The sequence below is a fragment of the Alteromonas sp. ABH4_452 genome (assembly GCF_056311825.1).
Genome location: NZ_CM149973.1, coordinates 378469 through 397778, shown reverse-complemented (window position 1 = coordinate 397778; position 19310 = coordinate 378469). Strand labels below are relative to the sequence as shown.

Annotated in this window: 17 protein-coding genes; 5 read left to right on the top strand and 12 right to left on the bottom strand. The window is 42.5% G+C overall.

Translation table 11 applies throughout. The annotated features are described in order from the left end of the window. Window positions 1-40: 40 nt before the first annotated feature. Entirely contained in the window at window positions 41-2971 is a 2931-nt protein-coding gene (locus tag ACYX4N_RS01730) for a TonB-dependent receptor (protein WP_476056407.1), read from the bottom strand. Window positions 2972-3493: 522 nt separating this feature from the next. Between ACYX4N_RS01730 and ACYX4N_RS01725 the strand changes: the two genes are divergently transcribed. From ACYX4N_RS01725 to ACYX4N_RS01710, 4 genes are all read left to right on the top strand, one after another. Then, window positions 3494-4831, top strand: a complete 1338-nt coding sequence (locus ACYX4N_RS01725) for a GH1 family beta-glucosidase (protein ID WP_476055399.1) — start codon at window positions 3494-3496, stop codon at window positions 4829-4831. Between the two features lie 17 nt (window positions 4832-4848). Beyond that, the gene (locus tag ACYX4N_RS01720; protein ID WP_476055398.1) at window positions 4849-6399 is read left to right on the top strand and encodes an MFS transporter; all 1551 of its coding nucleotides are present in this window, start codon (window positions 4849-4851) and stop codon (window positions 6397-6399) included. A 45-nt stretch (window positions 6400-6444) separates the two neighbouring features. Then, window positions 6445-7446, top strand: coding sequence for a LacI family DNA-binding transcriptional regulator (locus ACYX4N_RS01715; RefSeq protein ID WP_476055397.1), 1002 nt, complete (start codon window positions 6445-6447; stop codon window positions 7444-7446). Between the two features lie 369 nt (window positions 7447-7815). Beyond that, a complete protein-coding gene (locus ACYX4N_RS01710) occupies window positions 7816-8307 on the top strand; it encodes a nuclear transport factor 2 family protein (RefSeq protein ID WP_476055396.1) in 492 nt (163 codons plus the stop codon). Window positions 8308-8344: 37 nt separating this feature from the next. Here ACYX4N_RS01710 and ACYX4N_RS01705 read toward each other — a convergent pair whose 3' ends face one another. The 3 genes from ACYX4N_RS01705 to ACYX4N_RS01695 all read right to left on the bottom strand — a co-directional run bounded on the left by ACYX4N_RS01705 (window position 8345) and on the right by ACYX4N_RS01695 (window position 10973). Further along, window positions 8345-8986 carry a YiaD family glycine zipper/OmpA-like lipoprotein gene (locus ACYX4N_RS01705; RefSeq protein ID WP_334059806.1) on the bottom strand — a complete coding sequence of 214 codons (642 nt, stop codon included), beginning with the start codon at window positions 8984-8986 and terminating at the stop codon, window positions 8345-8347. Window positions 8987-9366: 380 nt separating this feature from the next. Continuing rightward, window positions 9367-10563 (bottom strand): HD-GYP domain-containing protein, encoded by a 1197-nt coding sequence (locus tag ACYX4N_RS01700; RefSeq protein ID WP_476055394.1) that lies wholly within the window; start codon window positions 10561-10563, stop codon window positions 9367-9369. A gap of 71 nt (window positions 10564-10634) precedes the next feature. Beyond that, window positions 10635-10973 (bottom strand): MGMT family protein, encoded by a 339-nt coding sequence (locus tag ACYX4N_RS01695; RefSeq protein ID WP_476055393.1) that lies wholly within the window; start codon window positions 10971-10973, stop codon window positions 10635-10637. A 98-nt stretch (window positions 10974-11071) separates the two neighbouring features. Between ACYX4N_RS01695 and ACYX4N_RS01690 the strand changes: the two genes are divergently transcribed. Then, complete coding sequence (locus ACYX4N_RS01690; protein WP_476055392.1) at window positions 11072-11653, top strand: tRNA-uridine aminocarboxypropyltransferase; 582 nt, start codon at window positions 11072-11074, stop codon at window positions 11651-11653. 23 nt (window positions 11654-11676) lie between these two features. Here the strand turns inward: ACYX4N_RS01690 and ACYX4N_RS01685 are convergent, their stop codons facing one another. From ACYX4N_RS01685 to atpH, 8 genes are all read right to left on the bottom strand, one after another. After that, window positions 11677-12276 carry a glutathione S-transferase family protein gene (locus tag ACYX4N_RS01685; protein ID WP_476055391.1) on the bottom strand — a complete coding sequence of 200 codons (600 nt, stop codon included), beginning with the start codon at window positions 12274-12276 and terminating at the stop codon, window positions 11677-11679. A 78-nt stretch (window positions 12277-12354) separates the two neighbouring features. Continuing rightward, entirely contained in the window at window positions 12355-13161 is an 807-nt protein-coding gene (locus ACYX4N_RS01680) for a hypothetical protein (protein WP_474803361.1), read from the bottom strand. Between the two features lie 80 nt (window positions 13162-13241). Then, window positions 13242-14192 carry a hypothetical protein gene (locus tag ACYX4N_RS01675; RefSeq protein WP_476055390.1) on the bottom strand — a complete coding sequence of 317 codons (951 nt, stop codon included), beginning with the start codon at window positions 14190-14192 and terminating at the stop codon, window positions 13242-13244. A gap of 214 nt (window positions 14193-14406) precedes the next feature. Then, window positions 14407-14820 (bottom strand): F0F1 ATP synthase subunit epsilon, encoded by a 414-nt coding sequence (locus tag ACYX4N_RS01670; RefSeq protein WP_012520215.1) that lies wholly within the window; start codon window positions 14818-14820, stop codon window positions 14407-14409. A gap of 60 nt (window positions 14821-14880) precedes the next feature. Further along, on the bottom strand, window positions 14881-16266 hold the full coding sequence (gene atpD, locus ACYX4N_RS01665) for a F0F1 ATP synthase subunit beta (protein WP_012520216.1): 1386 nt from the start codon (window positions 16264-16266) through the stop codon (window positions 14881-14883). Between the two features lie 33 nt (window positions 16267-16299). Then, window positions 16300-17160, bottom strand: a complete 861-nt coding sequence (gene atpG, locus ACYX4N_RS01660; RefSeq protein WP_012520217.1) for a F0F1 ATP synthase subunit gamma — start codon at window positions 17158-17160, stop codon at window positions 16300-16302. Window positions 17161-17218: 58 nt separating this feature from the next. Further along, a complete protein-coding gene (atpA, locus tag ACYX4N_RS01655) occupies window positions 17219-18760 on the bottom strand; it encodes a F0F1 ATP synthase subunit alpha (RefSeq protein ID WP_269917847.1) in 1542 nt (513 codons plus the stop codon). A gap of 13 nt (window positions 18761-18773) precedes the next feature. Further along, window positions 18774-19307 (bottom strand): F0F1 ATP synthase subunit delta, encoded by a 534-nt coding sequence (gene atpH, locus ACYX4N_RS01650; RefSeq protein WP_025257159.1) that lies wholly within the window; start codon window positions 19305-19307, stop codon window positions 18774-18776. Window positions 19308-19310: the final 3 nt, after the last annotated feature.

The window sequence follows — 19310 nt, the reverse complement described above, 5'->3', positions numbered from 1 at the left end:
GCAACCCTAAGCGCTATAGCGGGCAAACACACCCCAATTTTTAGAATGTATATCTAGCACTTAGCGCATACCTTGCACCAAACTCATCCAAGTTCCAAAGCATTGCGCTGGTGCGCCCATGTCGACGAATATTCTCTTCAGTAATATTGATACCTTCGAAGGCCACTGTTAAATCTTCGGTTATATCGTAAGAGATACTCAAATCAATTTGTGAATAGGCTTCGGTATAGCCCGGCTCATTAATATACTGAGACGTAGTGTCTAAGAACTTGTCACGCCAGTTGTATGCAATACGAGCTTGCAGCGCGTCTTTCTCGTACATGAATACTAGGTTTGCAGTGTCGCTTAATCCCACTAGCGCGAACTGAGTAATAGAGGGGGCCGCTTCATTGTCAAACCCGATATCACCTTTAACAGACGTGTAGTTCGCTAACACTCCAAAACCACTGTCGCCAAAGAAGTGTTGCGCAGCTACTTCAAAGCCATAGATATTTGCGGCTTTGTTGTTCACTGGCTTTGAGTTTATAAAAGTGATGAGAGGGTCATCGCTGTTCGGTAAAATATCGAACTGCTGCTCAAATTGTTCATCGGTTAATGAGTCATATTCAATACCGTTTTCTATGGCAGCAACCATATTAAACAGAGACGTATCGTTTACCGGTATTCCACGGGCTTCTAACTCTGCACGCGCAGCTTCTGCGCGAGGGCCATTTGTCACATCTCTTAGGCCAAATACGTTCTCTTCAACTTGTTCATTACCTATGAAGTTCTTAACTCGCTTGTCGTAAAAGCCCACAGATACATAGCTTGTTTCATCAAAATAGTACTCAACAGATAGGTCTAAATTATCAGACTCAAGCGGTATCAAAGATGGGTTACCAGAACTCGCCGTTGCAGTAATACTATCGGTAAGCAAGGTAGGTCCACTTTGTGGCGACACTGACGCAGCAGCACTTAGATTGTTATAGGTAGGGCGCGCGATTGTTTTGCTGTAAGAGAATCGAGCAATGACATTATCAATCACTTCAATATCGAAGTCTAACGCAGGAAGCACATGGTCATAGCTAGCTTCCACTTCAACGTCTTCCATTTCACTACCGAAGCGTACATTGAAATCATTATTTCCTTCCCATGCTATACCGCTGGGCAAACTAATATTTGCAATTGAAGTAACATCGGTATTTTCGTAGCGAACACCAGTAAGCAGGTTATACTCCATTCCGTTTAACTCGCCCGACAAATCTAGCTCGAAGTAGACGGCGGTAATATCTTCTTCAATAGTTCTGTTGGTAGCAAACGGGTTGTTAGCAACTAAATCAAATCCATACTGCTGCGCTGCAAATGCACCAATCTCAGCTACACTCCCAGTAAAACCTTGAGAAAACATACCATCGGTATTGAAGTCATCAAATTCGCTTGCTAAATCAAGAGGGGTTAGCGAGCCCGAAGGTAATTCACCAGGGTTTTCTATACCCCAATTACCCATGGTGTGGCGCGTTAGCGATTGAAGCGACGTACTTTCCATAGAGCGCGACTCTATACCGAAGTTAATACTTCCAGTATCCATTACGTAAGACCCATCAAGACGGGCTTGGGTAATTTCAGTATCTTGCGATGAAAAGTTCATATCCAAAATTGACGTGCCTACATCATCTTGGTCTAACACGCCGTTACCGTTCAAGTTATCTCGCGCTGCATCGTCAAAATCGACAAACATAACAGGGAAATCACCGCTAAAGTCGACGCCTTGTCCTTTAACCACATTCGCACCTAGACCTAAGTTTGTCCACGTTCCATAAGGGGCATCTGGGCGGCCTTCAGCTGACGAGTTATGAAGATCAAAAACCAGAGTAAAGTCATCATTAACGAAGTACTCAAGGTTTAGGCCAATCGATTTATTTTCGTTTACTTGGTTAAGTTCTTGTAGCGCTAAGCCTAAATCACGAGGAAGCAAATCCCGGCGCTCTTGTGAAATTAATATTGGTGTTTTAACCGCTTCATCATCGAAAGTTAGCTCAGCGAAATACCTATCGTCCATCCAAATAGACTGTTCAGCACGCGCTTCATAAAGATCTTGTTTCGAATAAGTATAATCAAGCGTAGCCGTCATTTTCTCTGAGGGTGCAAATTGGAACGTTAGTTGTGCATTGGTTCTCTCACGCTCTCGATCTGCCATGTAATAACGAAGGTCAGAAGGAATAGCAAACAGTTGTCCCATAGCTGGCGCATTATTTAATACAACAGGGTCACCGCTGTCTGGGTTCGCTGGATCTGGAGATTGAGGAACAGTTCCATCAAAAGGATTTACTCTCCATTGATTAACGAATGCACCTTGTGCTGCACTGTCGCGCTGCTGGAAAGAGCCCGTAAATGTGATGCCAAATGTATTATCGTCATTTAGATAGTTAATAAACCCTGACAGTTCTGGCGTAACGTCATCGCCCACGCGATTTGTTGTATCGTGCAAGGCTTTAGCACCAACACTAGCAGTTATACCGTTGTCTGCTGCATCGAATGGGCGAGCAGTCCGAATGTTAACCGTTGCGCCTATTCCTCCCGTTGCAATACTAGCTCTGCCGGTTTTATACACTTCCACAGCCCGTACACTTTCAGAAGCAAGGTCAGAAAAATCGAACGCACGAGAATTTGCCGTACCGCCGCCTCCAGGTAAAGCAGAGCCGGGCATGGTTCTTCCATTTAAAGTGACCATGTTAAAATCAGGGCCAAAACCACGAGCGGTGACTTGGCTACCTTCACCATTATTTCTGCTAATAGAAATACCTGTTATGCGCTGAAGGGATTCAGCTAAGTTAGTATCTGGAAACTTGCCGATGTCTTCCGCTGAGATCGCATCGACAACGCCCGACGAATCACGTTTTATTCCCATCGACTCTTGTACACTGCTTCTGATACCGGATACCTGAATGACTTCGATATCTTTTTCTGCTTCTTGTGCGGCGACCGGTGACATAACGCCACTGCTTAATGCGGTTCCTAGTATTAATGACAAGCTTTTTGCGATTTTACTTTTGTGTGGTGTTTTGTGTGTCACGATCGCTCTCTCTTTCATCTGTTATATAAGTGTGTTTGAACCTTAGCGCTTTTAGAAAGGGCTTTCTCAAAAAGTGGATGAAAAACCCTCAACAAGAAAGCGCTTTCCGAACATTAATTCAACAAAAGAATTAGATCAACACATTTTTTACAATAATTTCACAGGGAGTGTATTTCTTCAAACTGACAAGCAATAGCAAAAAAACTAAAAATCGCTAACAATCATCAACTTAAAACAATAAATCGCCTTTCCCTCACTATTTTTTATACATGTCAGATAAGTGACCACTCCTAACTCTGCTAATTAAAAAATGACATTTTATTGAGAAAGCGCTTTCTAATTGTTTTTTATTTGTGCTATAAATCACCTCTATTAAAAATTCATCTTACTGCTTTCCTGCGCAATGTGGCCCTTGCACAGGAAGAAAAGAGGTTATCTATTATGCACAGTATTTCTCTACCCGCTGACAGTCCTTTGTTAAAGCAATCATTTCTTTATGGAACCGCTACTTCAAGCTTCCAAATTGAAGGTGATGTAGAAAATCGCTTAGAGTGTATATGGGATAGATTTTGTGAACGTCCTTCTGCCATCGCCGATCATTCAAATGGCGACGTGGCCTGTGACCATATTGCGCGTTGGAGAGAAGATTTCGAGATTCTGTTAGACCTTAATGTAGATGCTTACCGCTTCTCTATTTCTTGGCCTCGCGTTATGACGCAAAACGGTGAGTTAAACCCTAGAGGCGTAGCCTTCTACAAAACATTAATTGATGCCCTAAACGAGAAGGGCATTAAGCCATTCGTAACACTTTATCATTGGGATCTGCCGCAATATTTAGAAGACAAAGGCGGATGGCTATACAGACAGACGGCTTATGAGTTCCAAAACTATGTAGATAAAATTTCCCGAGCTCTGGGTGAAAATGTTTTTTCTTACGCCACCTTCAATGAACCATTCTGTAGCGCTTATCTCGGGTATGAAATTGGCGTACATGCACCGGGTAGAACAGGAACGAAGAATGGGCGCACTGCAGCTCACCACATTTTACTGGCTCATGGTTTAGGTATTAAAACACTTCGACAAAACGTTCCAAACAGTGAAGCCGGTATAGTATTGAATTTCACACCATGCTACCCCGCCACACAAAAATCAGAAGACTTATTAGCCACCCGCAAAGCTGATGAATATATTAATCAGTGGTATATGCAGCCAGTAATGGAGGGTAACTATCCGGAAGTCTTATTTGAACTAGACGAAGCAGACAGACCACCGATAAAAGCAGGGGATTTGGATATTATTTGCCAGCCTATCGACTTCTTAGGCGTTAACTTCTACACGCGTTTACACTATTCAGCGCCGAAGGAAAAAAACGCATTATTTTTCGAACACCCTCACCAAGGGCCGCTAACCGATATTGGGTGGGAGATCTATCCAAAAGCGCTTTATGATTTGCTTATGTCATTGAATGAAAGGTACACGCTGCCACCTATTTTCATTACTGAGAACGGCGCTGCTATGGCAGATAAATTAATAAATGGCGAGGTTAACGATGTCGACCGTGTTAAGTATTACCATGAGCATTTAAATATGGTCCATATGGCAGTTACCGACGGAGTGAAAGTAAGTGGTTACTTCGCATGGAGCCTAATGGATAACTTTGAATGGGCAGAGGGTTATGAAAAACGATTTGGCCTAGTTTACGTTGATTTTGAGACCCAGAAGCGCACACCAAAACTTAGCGCCAATGCTTACAAAACTTTGCTAGCAAGTCGAACATAGTAATATTGGAAAAAACGATGGACCATAAACTGACTATAAAAGAAAAAATAGGTTATGGCATGGGAGATGCTGCTGCTAACTTAGTATGGCGAGGCGCGCTCGCCTACCTTGCAGTATTCTATACCGATACCTTTGGTATTACTGCGGCCGCCGCTGCCATGTTGTTCCTCGTGGTTCGTCTTTCAGACGGTGTTACCGATATCATTATGGGGATGATTGCTGACAGGACGCAAACCAAAATGGGGAAGTTTCGGCCATGGATACTAGGCTCTACGCCATTTCTCGGCCTTTTTATGATCCTTTGTTTTACTACGCCAGAACTTTCTTACTCTGGAAAGCTTGTTTATGCCTACCTTACCTACATCGGACTTACACTGGCGTATACAGTTAATAATGTGCCGTACTCAGCGCTAATGGGAGTAATGACTACCGACGATAGGGAACGAACAAGTCTATCTGGATTTCGCTTTGCTGGCGCTTTTTTAGGTGGTTTAGTAGTTATGGGCTGCTTACCAATGCTAGTAGATTGGTTAGGAAAAGGTAACGATGCAACTGGCTATCAGTATACGATGTGGCTATTTGCTGCCTTGTTGGTTGCGTTGATGTGCATTACCGTATTTACCACAAAAGAGCGTGTGACCATACAAAAATCACCTCAATGCTCTCGCCCTTTATCATCTGAACTTTCTGATCTAGCTAAACAGCTGCCGTTAATTTTGATTCCACTTTCAGCGATAACAGCCTTTTTCTATTACCGCGATATATTAACTGGCGTGATTTTTATTGCGGTTATGGTATTTACCTCTATCGCAGTTAAACAGCTAACTCGTCGCTCAGAATCAATGAACACCCGCTCACAGCAGGATATTATCGATTTACTGTCAAACAAACCTTGGTTGATACTGTTGGGAATGGGTTTTTTAACCATGATGTTTAACGGTATCAAGTACGGCGTTATTGCGTATTACTTTAAGTATTATATGGGAAATGAGCTACTCACAGGGTACTTCTTTATTGCTCTTCTGGTAGTATCTATTTTTGGTGCGCTTGCTACGGCAAAGCTATCTTCAATAATCGGCCGAAAGAAGCTTTTTATAGTCGCGCTATTAGCGAGTAGCTTACTCACCTGTGGCATTTACTTTGTGCCCCAAGGTAATGTGAGTGGAATATTTATCCTTGGCTGCAGTGCCGAATTTTTTGCAGCTATTTTACCCACCTTATTTTTTTCTATGCTAGGCGACTCCGCGGACTATAGTGAGTATAAAACCGGACGTAGAGCGACAGGTTTGGTTTATTCAGCGGGCTCTTTTGTCCAAAAGACCGGGGGCGGCTTTGCAGGTGCTTTAGTACTATTAGTGCTAGGTAGCTACGGTTACAACGGGCTTGATGTAAATACTATCGAGCAATCTCTTCCTGGTATGAAGTCATTGATGAGTTGGATACCTGCATTATTCGGCTTCGCTGGAGCAGCACTTATCTGTTTGTATCCTTTAAATGACGAAAAACAGCGAGAAGTCACTAAAGCTTTACTTACTCGTCGTAGCGAACAACCGCCGATAACGGCATAATACAAAAACGTTAAGTGATTGTTTTAATAAACGAGGTTTTTACACGTGCCTACCATTTACCAAGTTGCCGAGCGCGCAGGTGTTTCTTTATCTACCGTATCCCGCGTTTTAAACGGAAAAGCCTCGGTAAATAAGGTGTTGCGAGAACGGGTGGAAAAAGCGGTAGAAGAATTAAACTACCGTCCAAATTCCGTCGCCCGCTCTTTGGCTAATAGCCGAACAGACAGCATTGGTGTGCTTGTACCTGAACTAAATGCTCCTTTTTTCGGCGACTTGATGCAGGCAGTAGAATCAACGTTACGCGCTGCAGATAAGCACGTCATCATTACTGTAGGGCGAAACTGCTTAGAAACCGAAAAAGATGCGGTCGAATTCTTAATAAGCCGTAATTGCGACGCACTTATCATGCACGCCGAGGCGCTCTCAGATGAATACTTATTAGAACTTAATCAGTCCAAACTTCCTATTGCTTTAGTTAACAGGCAAGTCGAGGGGCTCTCTGAAGCGTGCACTACGCTGGATAATGAAAAAGGGGGATACCTTGCCACCCGACACTTACTCGAATTAGGCCATAAAAACATTGCGTATATATCAGGTCCAATAGAAAAGCGCGACGCCAAACTGCGTTTGGAGGGGCACAATCGAGCGCTGTCTGAAGCAGGGCTCTTGGTTAACTCCGAACTCGTTTTTGAAGGCAATTATACTGAAGAAGACGGAAAGCTTGGATTATTGGAACTTATGGCTCGCGACTTACCGTTTACCGCATTAGTATGTGCTAACGATTGGATGGCATCAGGGGCAATAAGTTGCGCCCGGGATTTGGGCATGAGTCTTCCCCACGACCTATCAATTGTTGGTTTCGATGACGTCGTTTTCGCACATCATGTTTTCCCACGACTAACGACGGTAAGTAACCCTGTTGCTAACATGGCCGAGATGTCTGCAAAATACATTTTAAACAAGGTTTATGGGCAAGCTAACGACGTTCAATTGAGCTTCGAGCCCACGCTTATACTGCGTGAATCTACTATGAAGTATGATGGCTAAGATAATTTGTGAACCTTAGCAGCTGCAGTATTACAGAGGAAAATCTATTTATATATTGTAAGTGATACCCATCTGAACTGTAGCCCATATGGTTTGGGAAAATAGCGTATAGAGCGTGTTCCATGTGGAACATGGCAAAACGTTAGCATCGTTTATAAATTTCGCACGCCTTTGAACTATGTAACCCCCCTTGTAATTTGAAGCACATTTACACCTTCTAATTTAACGAGCTAAATCCTAAGCTACGCTTGTTGTTAAATTAAATGACAAATAAATCGCATATGCGTCAGGCTATCGAAAAATAGAAGTTTACTTCAGATGTAGCCACGTTAAATTATCAGCATACCGCGGAAAGTTTGGGGAAAAATCATGAAACATTTTTTATTGGGTTTGGTATTGCTTTGTTTAGGGGTAGGAACAAAGGCCAGTGCCAATACTGCCGAGGCCACTGTAAATCGAACCCTTGATGCGCTGCATCACAATGCGTCTGTTGCTAACTTTGAAGCGTATTTCAGCTTGTATCATAAAAACGCCATTTTCATTGGTACTGACGCGTCGGAAGTTTGGGATAAAGAAACATTCAAAGCCTATGCGAAACCCCATTTCGATAAAGGCACTGGATGGACATATCACCCTAGAGATAGGCACATCTATTTTTCGCCAGACCAAAATACAGCTTGGTTCGACGAGTTGCTAGATAATAAAAGTTTAGGCGAAACAAGAGGGACTGGCGTTCTGATAAAAATTGGGGAGGATTGGAAATTAGCACAATACCATCTAGCTATACCCATTCCTAATTCAATAGCTGACAGCGTTGCAGAGCAAATTAAAACAATGGACAACGAAAAAGCCCCGCATTAAAACGGGGCTTTTGGATCTTTACCTCACTTACTGGTCATTAGGTATTAGACTGGGTAAGCGGCTGTATTTCCATCTCAACGCGACGGTTCATAGAACGGTTTGCCGCACTGTTGTTAGGCACTTTTGGCGAGTATTCACCCATACCTACTGTTGTAATACGTGTTGGATTAACTGAATAGTTAATCAGTAAGTTTTTAACCGCACCTGCACGACGCTCAGATAAAGACTGGTTATACTGTTCTGACCCCGTATCGTCAGTGTGACCTTTAATCATCAATACGGTTTTCTCGTAGTTGTTTACGACTTTCGCAACATCTTGAAGCACTGGGTTAAAGTTAGGGCTAATGCTTGAGCTATCTGTGGCAAATGTAATATCACCTGGCATGATTAATCGCAGATTATCACCCTCACGTACCACCTGAACACCAGTATCAGAAAGCTCACTTCGAAGTTCTTCTTCCTGTTTGTCCATGTAATTACCTATTGCACCACCTGCGATAGCGCCTACCGCAGCGCCCCAGGCATAGCGACTTTTATCGTTGTCGCCAGTAGCTTTACCAAGTAATGCGCCAACTACAGCGCCAATAGCAGCACCTTTTTGCGTATTATTAGGGTCTGTTGCACAACCAGCCACCGTTAGTGATGCAGCAATCAAACTTACAGCAAGAGTCTTTTTCATAACTTCCTCTTTTTTCAATTGAAAGCTCAGCTTTGAGAAGCGTCAGATGTCCTTTGCCACTCTCAATGAGCTTTATATAAAAACGTTGTTAATTACTTAACTTTATACTTAAGGTTTGCAATTAACGTTCCACTCATTATTTGCGCTATAGTTAGCAGGGTGTTGATACTACTATCTACATTTTTAAATTTAAAAAATTATTGCTGTTAGATCAGTGATAAACGTCTAGCCCTTGTTATCATGATTAACTAATCTCGCTAAATTCTAAACGAAACATGCTGAACCCAAGCTAAACGGGTGCGTTTATTTTTACAGTAGAAGAGAAAAGAAGTGGAGTAACACAGTGTAAACTCTACACTGTGTTGCCAATAAGTAACGTATTAACCAACCGAAACTGAACGCTCGAAGAACGCATTTACATCTATTTTGTAGTCTGAAGCGATAACAGACTTAGTGATGCTTACGGTTTTATCTATAGATAGGTCAATATCTTTCGGTGTTAAATAATGACTGTTGCGAACGGAATAGAAAACCTTTACCAATGGTGTTAGAGGTGAACCTTTCTGTTCTAGTACCATAGCTAGTCGTTCATTAGACAGCAATACTAGGCTACCTACGGGATAAACGCCTAGGCATTTAATGAACTGCTGCACAAGCGACTTATCAAGTCGGGTGGGGGCATCATTCATTAGGATAGAGAATGCTCTTTGGCTAGACATACCTGCTTTGTAAACCCTATCCGCAGTCAACGCATCGTACATATCTGCAATAGCCAACATGCGTCCTGCTTTACTTATATCATTGCCTTTTGTTCCAGCAGGGTAGCCTAGGCCGTCTAAACGTTCATGGTGTTCACTAATTGCCTGAATAAGCGGTTGCGCTATGTCTGTCTCTTTTAGATAGTCTACGCCGTGTTTTACATGCCCCTTCATAATATCCATTTCGCTATCTGTTAAGCGACCTGGCTTATGAAGTATTTCATCTGGAATTTTTATTTTGCCTAAATCATGCAAAAAACCCGCGTAGGAAAGGTCTTGAACCTCTTCTTCTGACATACCTAAAAACTTGCCAAAGTTCGCCAAAAGAACAGCAACGTTAAGGGAGTGCTCTAGCAAGTAGTCGTCTTTCTCGCGAATTTTAGTTAAGCAAAGCAGCGCATCAGGATTTCTATCAACTGACTCCACCAGCTTGCTCGAAAATGCTTTTGGAATACTTGCATCAAAAGGCGTTTCCTTTTGAACACTAGCAAGCAAAAGCTTTTGAATCGCTTTGCCTTGTTCGTGAAGTTTAGATGCCCTGGTTAACTCATTTTCAAGGGAGACTTTTTTGGCTTTTTCAGCCTTATTCGAATTATTCGGCTTACTATTGTCCGTAGAAGAAGTTGAATTATTACTAGGATCAAATGCTTTCTCAGTATCGATAGCTAACGTTTTTACGCCTTGCTTCTTCAGTACATTAACGACATCGTTTGATATAACGCGCCCTTGGCTTTTAACCGTTAAAGTACCTTTTTGCTCTAATATCTGATGAACAAACATACCCGGTATTAGCTGATCTATCGTAATCTTTTTAATCATTCTAAATGTACAACACTATTTTCCAAATGCTATTACGTTGCTACAGAGCATTTACTAAACTTTCTATGGAACTAATACTCTAGCTCTAACAGTATAGTGTGTAAATCTGGCTTCCATGCGAATTTACTCATATTGACTCGGTAATTTTTAACTACTACACCTTCCGCAGTTAAACGTTGACGTTGCTCCTCTGCTTTTTCCGAACCAGCAGGAAAAGCGATTTTTCCGTCACTACGTAATACTCTATGCCAGTTACAGTCTATGTTTATCTCTCTTAAACGTTTCCCCATCATTCTTGCTCTGCCAGGTAACCCACATAAATCAGCGAGTTGTCCGTAACTAATTACATGTCCTGATGGTACGTAAGAAAGCGTTTTCTCTACTCTAGATTGTACGGCTTCACCTGCCATGTTGTATATTATCCTATCTGGTAAGTTGCGCTGTTAAATAGGTGATTGCGATAAATGAACGCAGTTAACATTGTAAAAAAAGGTAGAGAAATAAGGTAATGCGCCTTTATTGTGAAAAATGTGGATACCCCGAAGCAACGTGTATCTGCGCCCATATTAACACGGTGGATACGTCGTTAAATATCATCATTATCCAGCATGAAAAAGAAGCGTATCATGCGAAAAATACAGCAAGACTAGTTTCTTTGTGTATTCCAACAAGTCGTATTGTTCTTACTAATGATGCGCAAGCTATGGGTAGCTTGCCCAACGAGTGCTCTCTAGAACATACAGCACTCATATATCCCAGTGATACCAGTATGCCAATAGAAAGTACTGCTCGAGAAAGATTACATAAACTGTCTACCTTGTTGTTAATAGACGGGAGCTGGAAACAGGCATTCGGCATAGTTAAGCAAAACCCATGGCTTGCTACTTTGCCTTCATTTCACTTTTCATCGGCGCCAGCGTCTAATTATGCAATTCGTCACACAAAATTAGAGCACGCGCTCTCTACACTCGAAGCGACAGCCTATGCGATAAGCTGTTTAGACAAAACCGACGCATCTGCACTTCACAAAGCTCAATGCGCCTTACAAAAGCATTGGCAAGGGCCAATGTCCCATAGAAGACAAATCTAACGCTGAGAGGGTCACAGGACTATCTAAGTGTTCATAGGTACAAAGCCTTTGTGCCCTTTAATTAAACTTATCCAATGGCGAATAGCAGGGTATGCCGACAAGTCGAAGCCGCCTTCATGAGCTACATGGGTATAAGCAAACAGTGATATATCAGCTAAGCTAATGGTATCGCCTATCAAATAGGGTGTGTTGTTAAGTTGATGTTCCATTACCTCAAGCGCTCGGTATCCACCCGCTTGCTTAGACTCATATTCCGCTTTTCTGTCATCAGGCAACCCTAAATAGATATTGATGTAGCGGGCAACGGCAATGTACGGTTCGTGGCTGTACTGTTCGAAGAACTGCCACTGTAGCAGTTGCGCAAAGTGATAGGGGGAAGAGGGAACGTAGGGCGTATTAGAAGCAAGGTAATGCATGATAGCGTTTGACTCTGACAACACCCTTCCGTCATCGAGTTCAAGTATGGGAATTTTACCGTTAGGCGTTTTTTCAAGAAATGACGGCGCTCTGGTCTCTCCCTTCATTATATCAACATTAACCCATTCACAGGTTTTGCCTAACAAAGAAAGAAGCAATTCAAGTTTGTAGCAGTTTCCAGAACGTTTATCGCCGTATATTCGCACAGTGGTAATCTCAATACAGTTAGGTAGAAGGCATCATGCAAGCGTTTCAGCTTAAGCTCATCGATTCACTTAGCTACATTAACCTTTATATATACACGCAGTAAAATTAGAATTGCAGTATTTTTCTTTCATACTAAGTAAATATTCTATTTCTTTGCTTCTTTCTGACGTCACGCTTTCTTTGATTAGGCACTCTACCCGTCTATCTAAATCAGTCGCTAGTAACCGCTTTGTCATACTTAATCTACGATAATAATTGATTAACGGCGAAACTAGTAGGATTGCTAAAAACAGGCATAATGAAGATATAAAAACCATATCGAACAGATGAACCGATAAATTTATCCAAAATACTGGCATTATTAAGAACACCAATAATGTTGTGGCTATAGTGATAGCGGCAACGGTTATTACACTTTTATACATCTTTATTTTGACGATAAGCTCCATACCTTCAGTATTAAGAAATGTCCTTAGATGCCGGTTAACTGTCGTTATTTGGAAAATATATAGGGACATGAGTAACCAGAAAGGTATTGCTCCCATTGCAACGATAAAGACTTCTTTCTCGTTAATTCTTGAGATCAGTCCTTCAGTTACCATGTACAAAATAGGCATTATAAAACCTAAGGACACTGACCAAATCAGGTGTTTTTTAAATTGCTCCGACAAAGCTTTTCTATGTAGCCAAAAATAATGACGTTGTTTAGTTACATCAAGGATAAGCAAAAGATGCTTGGCCACACTTTTTTGGATGACTCTAATAGATAAAAGAAACGCACCACTAAGTAGTGAGGTTCCTATTGCCGTATTAAAGTCTCTTTGTGCATCCAGAGAGGCGATATCTAACAGTATTGTGCCACCAATAGTGTGTAGTACGATCATGGAGGTTACAAGTATTACGGGATACGTTAGGTTTTCTAGTAAATTAGCTTTATTCATAAGAAGAAATTAAGTGCAGGCTGTTATATGTGCCCTTTGAAGCTGTGGGAGAAAATTAAAACCATACCCCAAGATATAGCTATTAAGAGTAAGCAAGCAACAAGTCTCATTTTGTCTTTAAGTCCGAATAGGTTCATCGACAGTGAATCTATCCTTTCTAAGTCTTGCTCGCATTGCACTAGCTTTTCTGAAGACTTCTCGTTGTTCGCTAGTTTATTAAGCTGTTCGCGCTTTTTATTTTTACCGTTAAACCACTGAGAGTGTAACTTTAAAACAGGATAAAATAGGTAAAACGCTATAATACATAAAAAAAATAACGTCATAGCAATATCAAAAAAAGGAACGTTTTTATTAAGCCAAAAGATAGGGAAAAGAGAAAAAGCCCCAATGGATAAAGTCGCGTTAATCAAGGATAAACGAGCTAGAGAGGAGATAGAATTTAAATAGTCAATATAGTTTTCAGTTTGACTTAGTACGTGCTTTTTTAAATAGCTTACGTTTGACGTAGACTGAATTAAAAAGAGAAAAAACAAAAACCAAAAAAGTACCGCACATCCTGTAATCACGTATTGATACAACTTTACCTCGGAAAAAAGCAGGTTTTCTAAAATTACGTACATTACGGTCGTAAAAACAGCAGTAAAAAGGCTATTTATAGTATGTAGCTGGAATTTTGTGACAAGTTTTTGCCTATGCTGGCTCAAATGACTCAGCTGATTTGTTTTTACCAACATCGAGATTAATGTGCTTAGTACATTTTTATGATTTAGTTGTAAACAAAACCAAAAATACCCAGATAGCAAAGTCATACCAATTGCTGAGTTAAAGTCTCTCTGCTCGCGAACACTTCCGTTATTGCCCAGCGCTAAAGCACCACTGAAGTAGTGTAAAACTAGAAGAACGACAACCAATAAGAATGGATATAATCCTATAAATACACCGTTGTGCGCATTTGAATATGGATTTAGTTTCATTATTTATGATAATTATTTAAAGGTAGTTCTTCTTACTTTCAATTATTTTAATAAACTCGAAAGAAGCATTCCCATGGGCTACAGATAACACCTCAACCATAAGCGTTAAAGTCATCGTAAGCAATATAAATAAACGTAAGAGAATGTGAACGTTTACTTTTCGTTCGACAATAAAAAACCCGCCAGTTGGCGGGTTTTTTCAAAGCTGTGCTTTTTACTTGCGTAACTTCTGAATAAGGCGAAGTTGTGCAATTGCTTCTGCAAGCTCGTGAGCTGCTTCCGCATAGTTAAAGTCAGCGCCTGGGTTGGCGATGTGCTCTTCTGCACGTCGTTTGGCTTCTTGTGCTGCCTGCTCGTCAAGATCTTCAGCTCGAACCGCGGTATCAGCCAGTACGGTAATGTTGTTAGGCTGTACTTCTAGTACACCACCAGCAACATAAATTACTTCTTCTTCACCGTGCTGTTTAACCAAACGCACCATACCAGGTTTAATAGCAGAGATAAGTGGCGCGTGACCTGGGTTAATACCCAATTCACCTTCGCTACCTGTCACCTGAATCGATTCAACGCGTCCTGAGAAAATCGCTTTCTCCGCGCTTACTACGTCCAAATGTACTGTCATTGCCATGTGAACCTCCTGATTAGGTACGTTAGCATGATGCTAGGCTAGCTAATGCTAGCCCCGCTATTATGCTTTCTTGGCTTTCTCTAGCGCTTCTTCGATAGAACCAACCATGTAGAAGGCCTGCTCTGGAAGGTGATCATACTCACCGTCTAGAATGCCTTTAAAACCACTGATTGTGTCTTTTAGAGAAACATACTTACCAGGTGCACCAGTAAATACTTCTGCTACGAAGAACGGCTGAGATAGGAAACGCTGAATCTTACGAGCACGTGATACTACTTGCTTGTCTTCTTCAGATAGTTCGTCCATACCTAGGATCGCGATGATGTCTTTCAGCTCTTTATAACGCTGAAGAACAGTCTGTACGCCACGTGCTACGTCGTAGTGCTCTTGACCGATTACTAGTGGGTCTAGCTGACGAGACGTTGAATCTAGTGGGTCTACCGCAGGATAGATACCAAGAGAGGCGATATCACGAGAAAGTACTACCGTTGCATCCAAGTGAGCAAAGGTTGTCGCTGGAGATGGGTCAGTCAAGTCATCCGCAGGTACGTATACCGCTTGGATTGACGTGATTGAGCCAGTCTTCGTTGACGTAATACGTTCCTGAAGTACACCCATTTCCTCTGCAAGAGTAGGCTGGTAACCTACCGCAGATGGCATACGACCTAGAAGTGCTGATACTTCAGTACCTGCTAGTGTATAACGATAGATGTTGTCTACGAAGAATAGAACGTCACGACCTTCGTCACGGAACTTCTCAGCCATAGTTAGACCGGTAAGTGCAACACGTAGACGGTTACCCGGTGGCTCGTTCATCTGACCGTATACAAGCGATACTTTATCAAGTACGTTTGAATCGTTCATTTCGTGATAGAAATCGTTACCCTCACGAGTACGCTCACCAACACCTGCGAATACTGAGAAACCGCTGTGCTCGATTGCGATGTTACGGATAAGTTCCATCATGTTTACGGTTTTACCTACACCCGCACCACCGAATAGACCAACTTTACCACCCTTAGCGAATGGACAAACCAAGTCGATTACTTTGATACCAGTTTCTAGTAGTTCTACCGAGCTAGACTGATCTTCGTAGCTAGGCGCTTCACGGTGAATAGACATGCGCTCTTCTTCACCAATTGGGCCTGCTTCGTCGATTGGGTTACCCAATACGTCCATGATACGACCTAGTGTCTTCGTACCAACTGGAACCATGATTGGGTTACCGGTATTTTCTACTGTAAGACCACGTTTTAGTCCGTCAGTAGTACCTAGTGCGATGCCACGAACAACACCGCCACCTAATTGCTGTTGCACTTCCAGGGTTAGACCTGACAAGTCACCTTCGGTAACTCGTAGTGCGTCATAAACTCTTGGTACCGCATCTTGTGGAAACTCAATGTCCACAACGGCGCCAATGATTTGGACGACCTTACCTTGACTCATAATTTGTCCTCGTTATCTCTTTTAAACCTTTGCCTACACCGCTGCGGCACCGCTAACAATCTCACTGATTTCTTGTGTGATTGCAGCCTGACGCGCTTTGTTATATACCAGTTGTAACTCATCAATAAGGTTACCGGCGTTGTCGGTTGCTGCCTTCATGGCAACCATTCGCGCAGCTTGTTCTGACGCCGCGTTTTCTACAACACCCTGATACACCTGAGACTCAATGTAACGAACCATTAGTGCTTCCAAAATTTCTTTTGGATCTGGCTCGTAGATGTAGTCCCAACGATGTTGATATTCTTCGTCTTCTGACTTTGGCAAAGGCAATAACTGATTGATCACAGGTTTCTGTGTCATGGTGTTAACGAAGTCATTGAATACCAAGAATACTCGGTCAATTTGTCCTTCGTCGTACGCTTTAAGCATAACGCGTACAACACCCACTACATCGCTCACAGACGGCTTGTCACCTAAACCAGATTCAGCAGCAAGCAACTTGCCACCAAAGCGGTTGAAGAAACTGCACGCTTTAGAACCTAATGCAGCGAAATCCACTTCTACACCCTGTTCACGCCATTTTTTGACATCTTGGGTGACGAGCTTAAATTCATTGGTGTTCAAGCCACCACATAAGCCTCGGTCAGTGGAAATCACAATGTAACCGACGCGCTTGACTTCACGCTCTTCCAAATATGGATGGCGATATTCAAGGTTACCGTTTGCAATGTGACCAATCACTTTAAGCATATTTTGTGCATATGGACGGCCAGAAGCCATACGTTCCTGCGCCTTTTTCATTTTAGACGCAGCAACCATTTCCATCGCACTGGTAATCTTCTGAGTATTTTTGATACTCCCAATCTTACCTTTTATTTCTTTACCGCTGGCCATGACTATCTCTCCGATTACTCAACGAATTGCGCTGGTGGTTAAACACCAGCACCATTGATTACCAAGTTTGTGTCGCTTTAAAGTTTGTTAAAGCGTCGTTCAACTTAGAGGCAATCTCGTCGTTGTAGTTACCTGATTCGTTGATAGTCTTCATAAGGTCAGCGTGTTCGCTGTTCATGTAAGAGTGAAGAGCGGCTTCAAAATCTAGGATTTTGTTAAGCTCGATACCCTTAAGGAAACCTTTTTCTACCGCGAACAGAGATACACCCATGTTAGCAATTGATAGTGGAGCGTACTGCTTCTGCTTCATTAGCTCAGTTACGCGCTCACCGTGCTCAAGTTGCTCACGAGTTGCATCATCAAGGTCAGAAGCAAACTGCGAGAACGCCGCAAGTTCACGATACTGAGCAAGGGCTAGACGGATACCGCCGCCCAATTTCTTGATGATTTTAGTCTGTGCAGCACCACCAACACGAGATACCGAGATACCAGCGTTAACCGCTGGACGGATACCTGCGTTAAACAAGTCAGTTTCTAGGAAGATCTGACCATCGGTAATTGAGATTACGTTAGTTGGTACGAATGCAGATACGTCACCAGCTTGCGTTTCGATAATAGGAAGCGCAGTCAATGAACCTGTCTTACCTTTCACTTCGCCGTTAGTGTAACGCTCAACGTATTGCTCGTTTACACGTGCAGCACGTTCTAGTAGACGTGAGTGAAGGTAGAATACGTCACCTGGGTATGCTTCACGGCCTGGTGGACGCTTAAGTAGTAGTGAAATTTGACGGTAAGCAACAGCTTGCTTAGACAAATCATCATATACGATTAGCGCATCTTCACCGCGGTCACGGAAGTATTCACCCATAGTACAACCAGAGTAAGGCGCTAGGTATTGAAGCGCTGCAGACTCAGAAGCAGATGCTGCAACCACGATAGTGTGGTCAAGGGCACCGTGCTCTTCTAGTTTACGTACCACGTTAGCGATAGTAGACGCTTTCTGACCAACCGCTACGTACACACATTTAATGCCTGTACCTTTTTGGTTGATGATAGCGTCGACAGCCATTGCTGTTTTACCACACTGACGGTCACCGATGATAAGCTCACGCTGACCACGACCTACTGGGATCATGGCATCAACTGACTTATAACCAGTTTGTACAGGCTGGTCTACTGATTGACGTTCAATTACGCCAGGTGCAATTTTTTCAACTGGCTCGAAACCAGCAGCATCAATTGCGCCTTTACCATCGATAGGCTCACCTAGTGTGTTTACAACACGACCTAGTAGTGCGTTACCTACTGGTACTTCAAGAATACGGCCAGTAGATTGTACTTTATCGCCTTCTTTAAGGTCCGCATAAGGACCCATAACAACTGCACCTACAGAGTCTCGCTCAAGGTTTAGTGCAATTGCGTAACGGCTTCCAGGAAGCTCAATCATTTCACCCTGCATTACATCTGCAAGGCCATGAATGCGGATAATACCGTCAGTTACTGCGACGATAGTACCTTCATTACGTGCTTCACTGCTTACATTGAACTGTTCAATTCTTTTCTTGATCAGTTCAGCAATTTCAGTGGAATTAAGTTGCATGCTCTTATCCCCGTTATGCTTGCAACGCGTCTGCTAGACGGTTCAATTTCGACTTTACGGAACCATCAATTACTGTATCACCGGCATTTATTACCATTCCAGCGATCAGGGCAGGGTCCACGTTACAATTAAGCTTCACTTTACGTGCCAAACGTTTTTCCAAAGATGCTACCAATTCATTTGTTTGGGCATCAGTCAGCGTAGATGCTGAGGTTACGTCCACTTCTACTTCTTTATCGTAATCCGCTTTAAATGCGTCAAACAAAGTAGAAATTTCAGGCAACGCGGCTAAACGTTTATTCTCAGCCAGAACCTTTACTAGGTTTTGACCGTGTTCGTCGAGTTGCTCACCACACACATTATTAAAAATGTCGGCTAGCGTATCAGCGGCGATAGCACCAGTTAGTAACTGGTGCATATCTTCATTTACTGCTACTTCACCTGCGAAGGTGAGCATTTCTTGCCATTTTGCAACGGCATTTTTCTCGACAGCAAAATCGAAAGCAGCTTTAGCATAAGGACGAGCAACAGTAGTCAATTCAGACATGGC

Coding starts and splice junctions, on each gene's coding strand:
- atpA (WP_269917847.1), bottom strand. CDS start 18,760: ATGCAACTTAATTCCACTGAAATTGCTGAACTGATCAAGAAAAGAATT.
- atpG (WP_012520217.1), bottom strand. CDS start 17,160: ATGGCCAGCGGTAAAGAAATAAAAGGTAAGATTGGGAGTATCAAAAAT.
- atpD (WP_012520216.1), bottom strand. CDS start 16,266: ATGAGTCAAGGTAAGGTCGTCCAAATCATTGGCGCCGTTGTGGACATT.
- ACYX4N_RS01700 (WP_476055394.1), bottom strand. CDS start 10,563: ATGATTAAAAAGATTACGATAGATCAGCTAATACCGGGTATGTTTGTT.
- ACYX4N_RS01710 (WP_476055396.1), top strand. CDS start 7,816: ATGAAACATTTTTTATTGGGTTTGGTATTGCTTTGTTTAGGGGTAGGA.
- ACYX4N_RS01705 (WP_334059806.1), bottom strand. CDS start 8,986: ATGAAAAAGACTCTTGCTGTAAGTTTGATTGCTGCATCACTAACGGTG.
- ACYX4N_RS01690 (WP_476055392.1), top strand. CDS start 11,072: ATGCGCCTTTATTGTGAAAAATGTGGATACCCCGAAGCAACGTGTATC.
- ACYX4N_RS01730 (WP_476056407.1), bottom strand. CDS start 2,971: ATGTCACCGGTCGCCGCACAAGAAGCAGAAAAAGATATCGAAGTCATT.
- ACYX4N_RS01670 (WP_012520215.1), bottom strand. CDS start 14,820: ATGGCAATGACAGTACATTTGGACGTAGTAAGCGCGGAGAAAGCGATT.
- ACYX4N_RS01725 (WP_476055399.1), top strand. CDS start 3,494: ATGCACAGTATTTCTCTACCCGCTGACAGTCCTTTGTTAAAGCAATCA.
- ACYX4N_RS01680 (WP_474803361.1), bottom strand. CDS start 13,161: ATGATCGTACTACACACTATTGGTGGCACAATACTGTTAGATATCGCC.
- atpH (WP_025257159.1), bottom strand. CDS start 19,307: ATGTCTGAATTGACTACTGTTGCTCGTCCTTATGCTAAAGCTGCTTTC.
- ACYX4N_RS01695 (WP_476055393.1), bottom strand. CDS start 10,973: ATGGCAGGTGAAGCCGTACAATCTAGAGTAGAGAAAACGCTTTCTTAC.
- ACYX4N_RS01675 (WP_476055390.1), bottom strand. CDS start 14,192: ATGAAACTAAATCCATATTCAAATGCGCACAACGGTGTATTTATAGGA.
- ACYX4N_RS01720 (WP_476055398.1), top strand. CDS start 4,849: ATGGACCATAAACTGACTATAAAAGAAAAAATAGGTTATGGCATGGGA.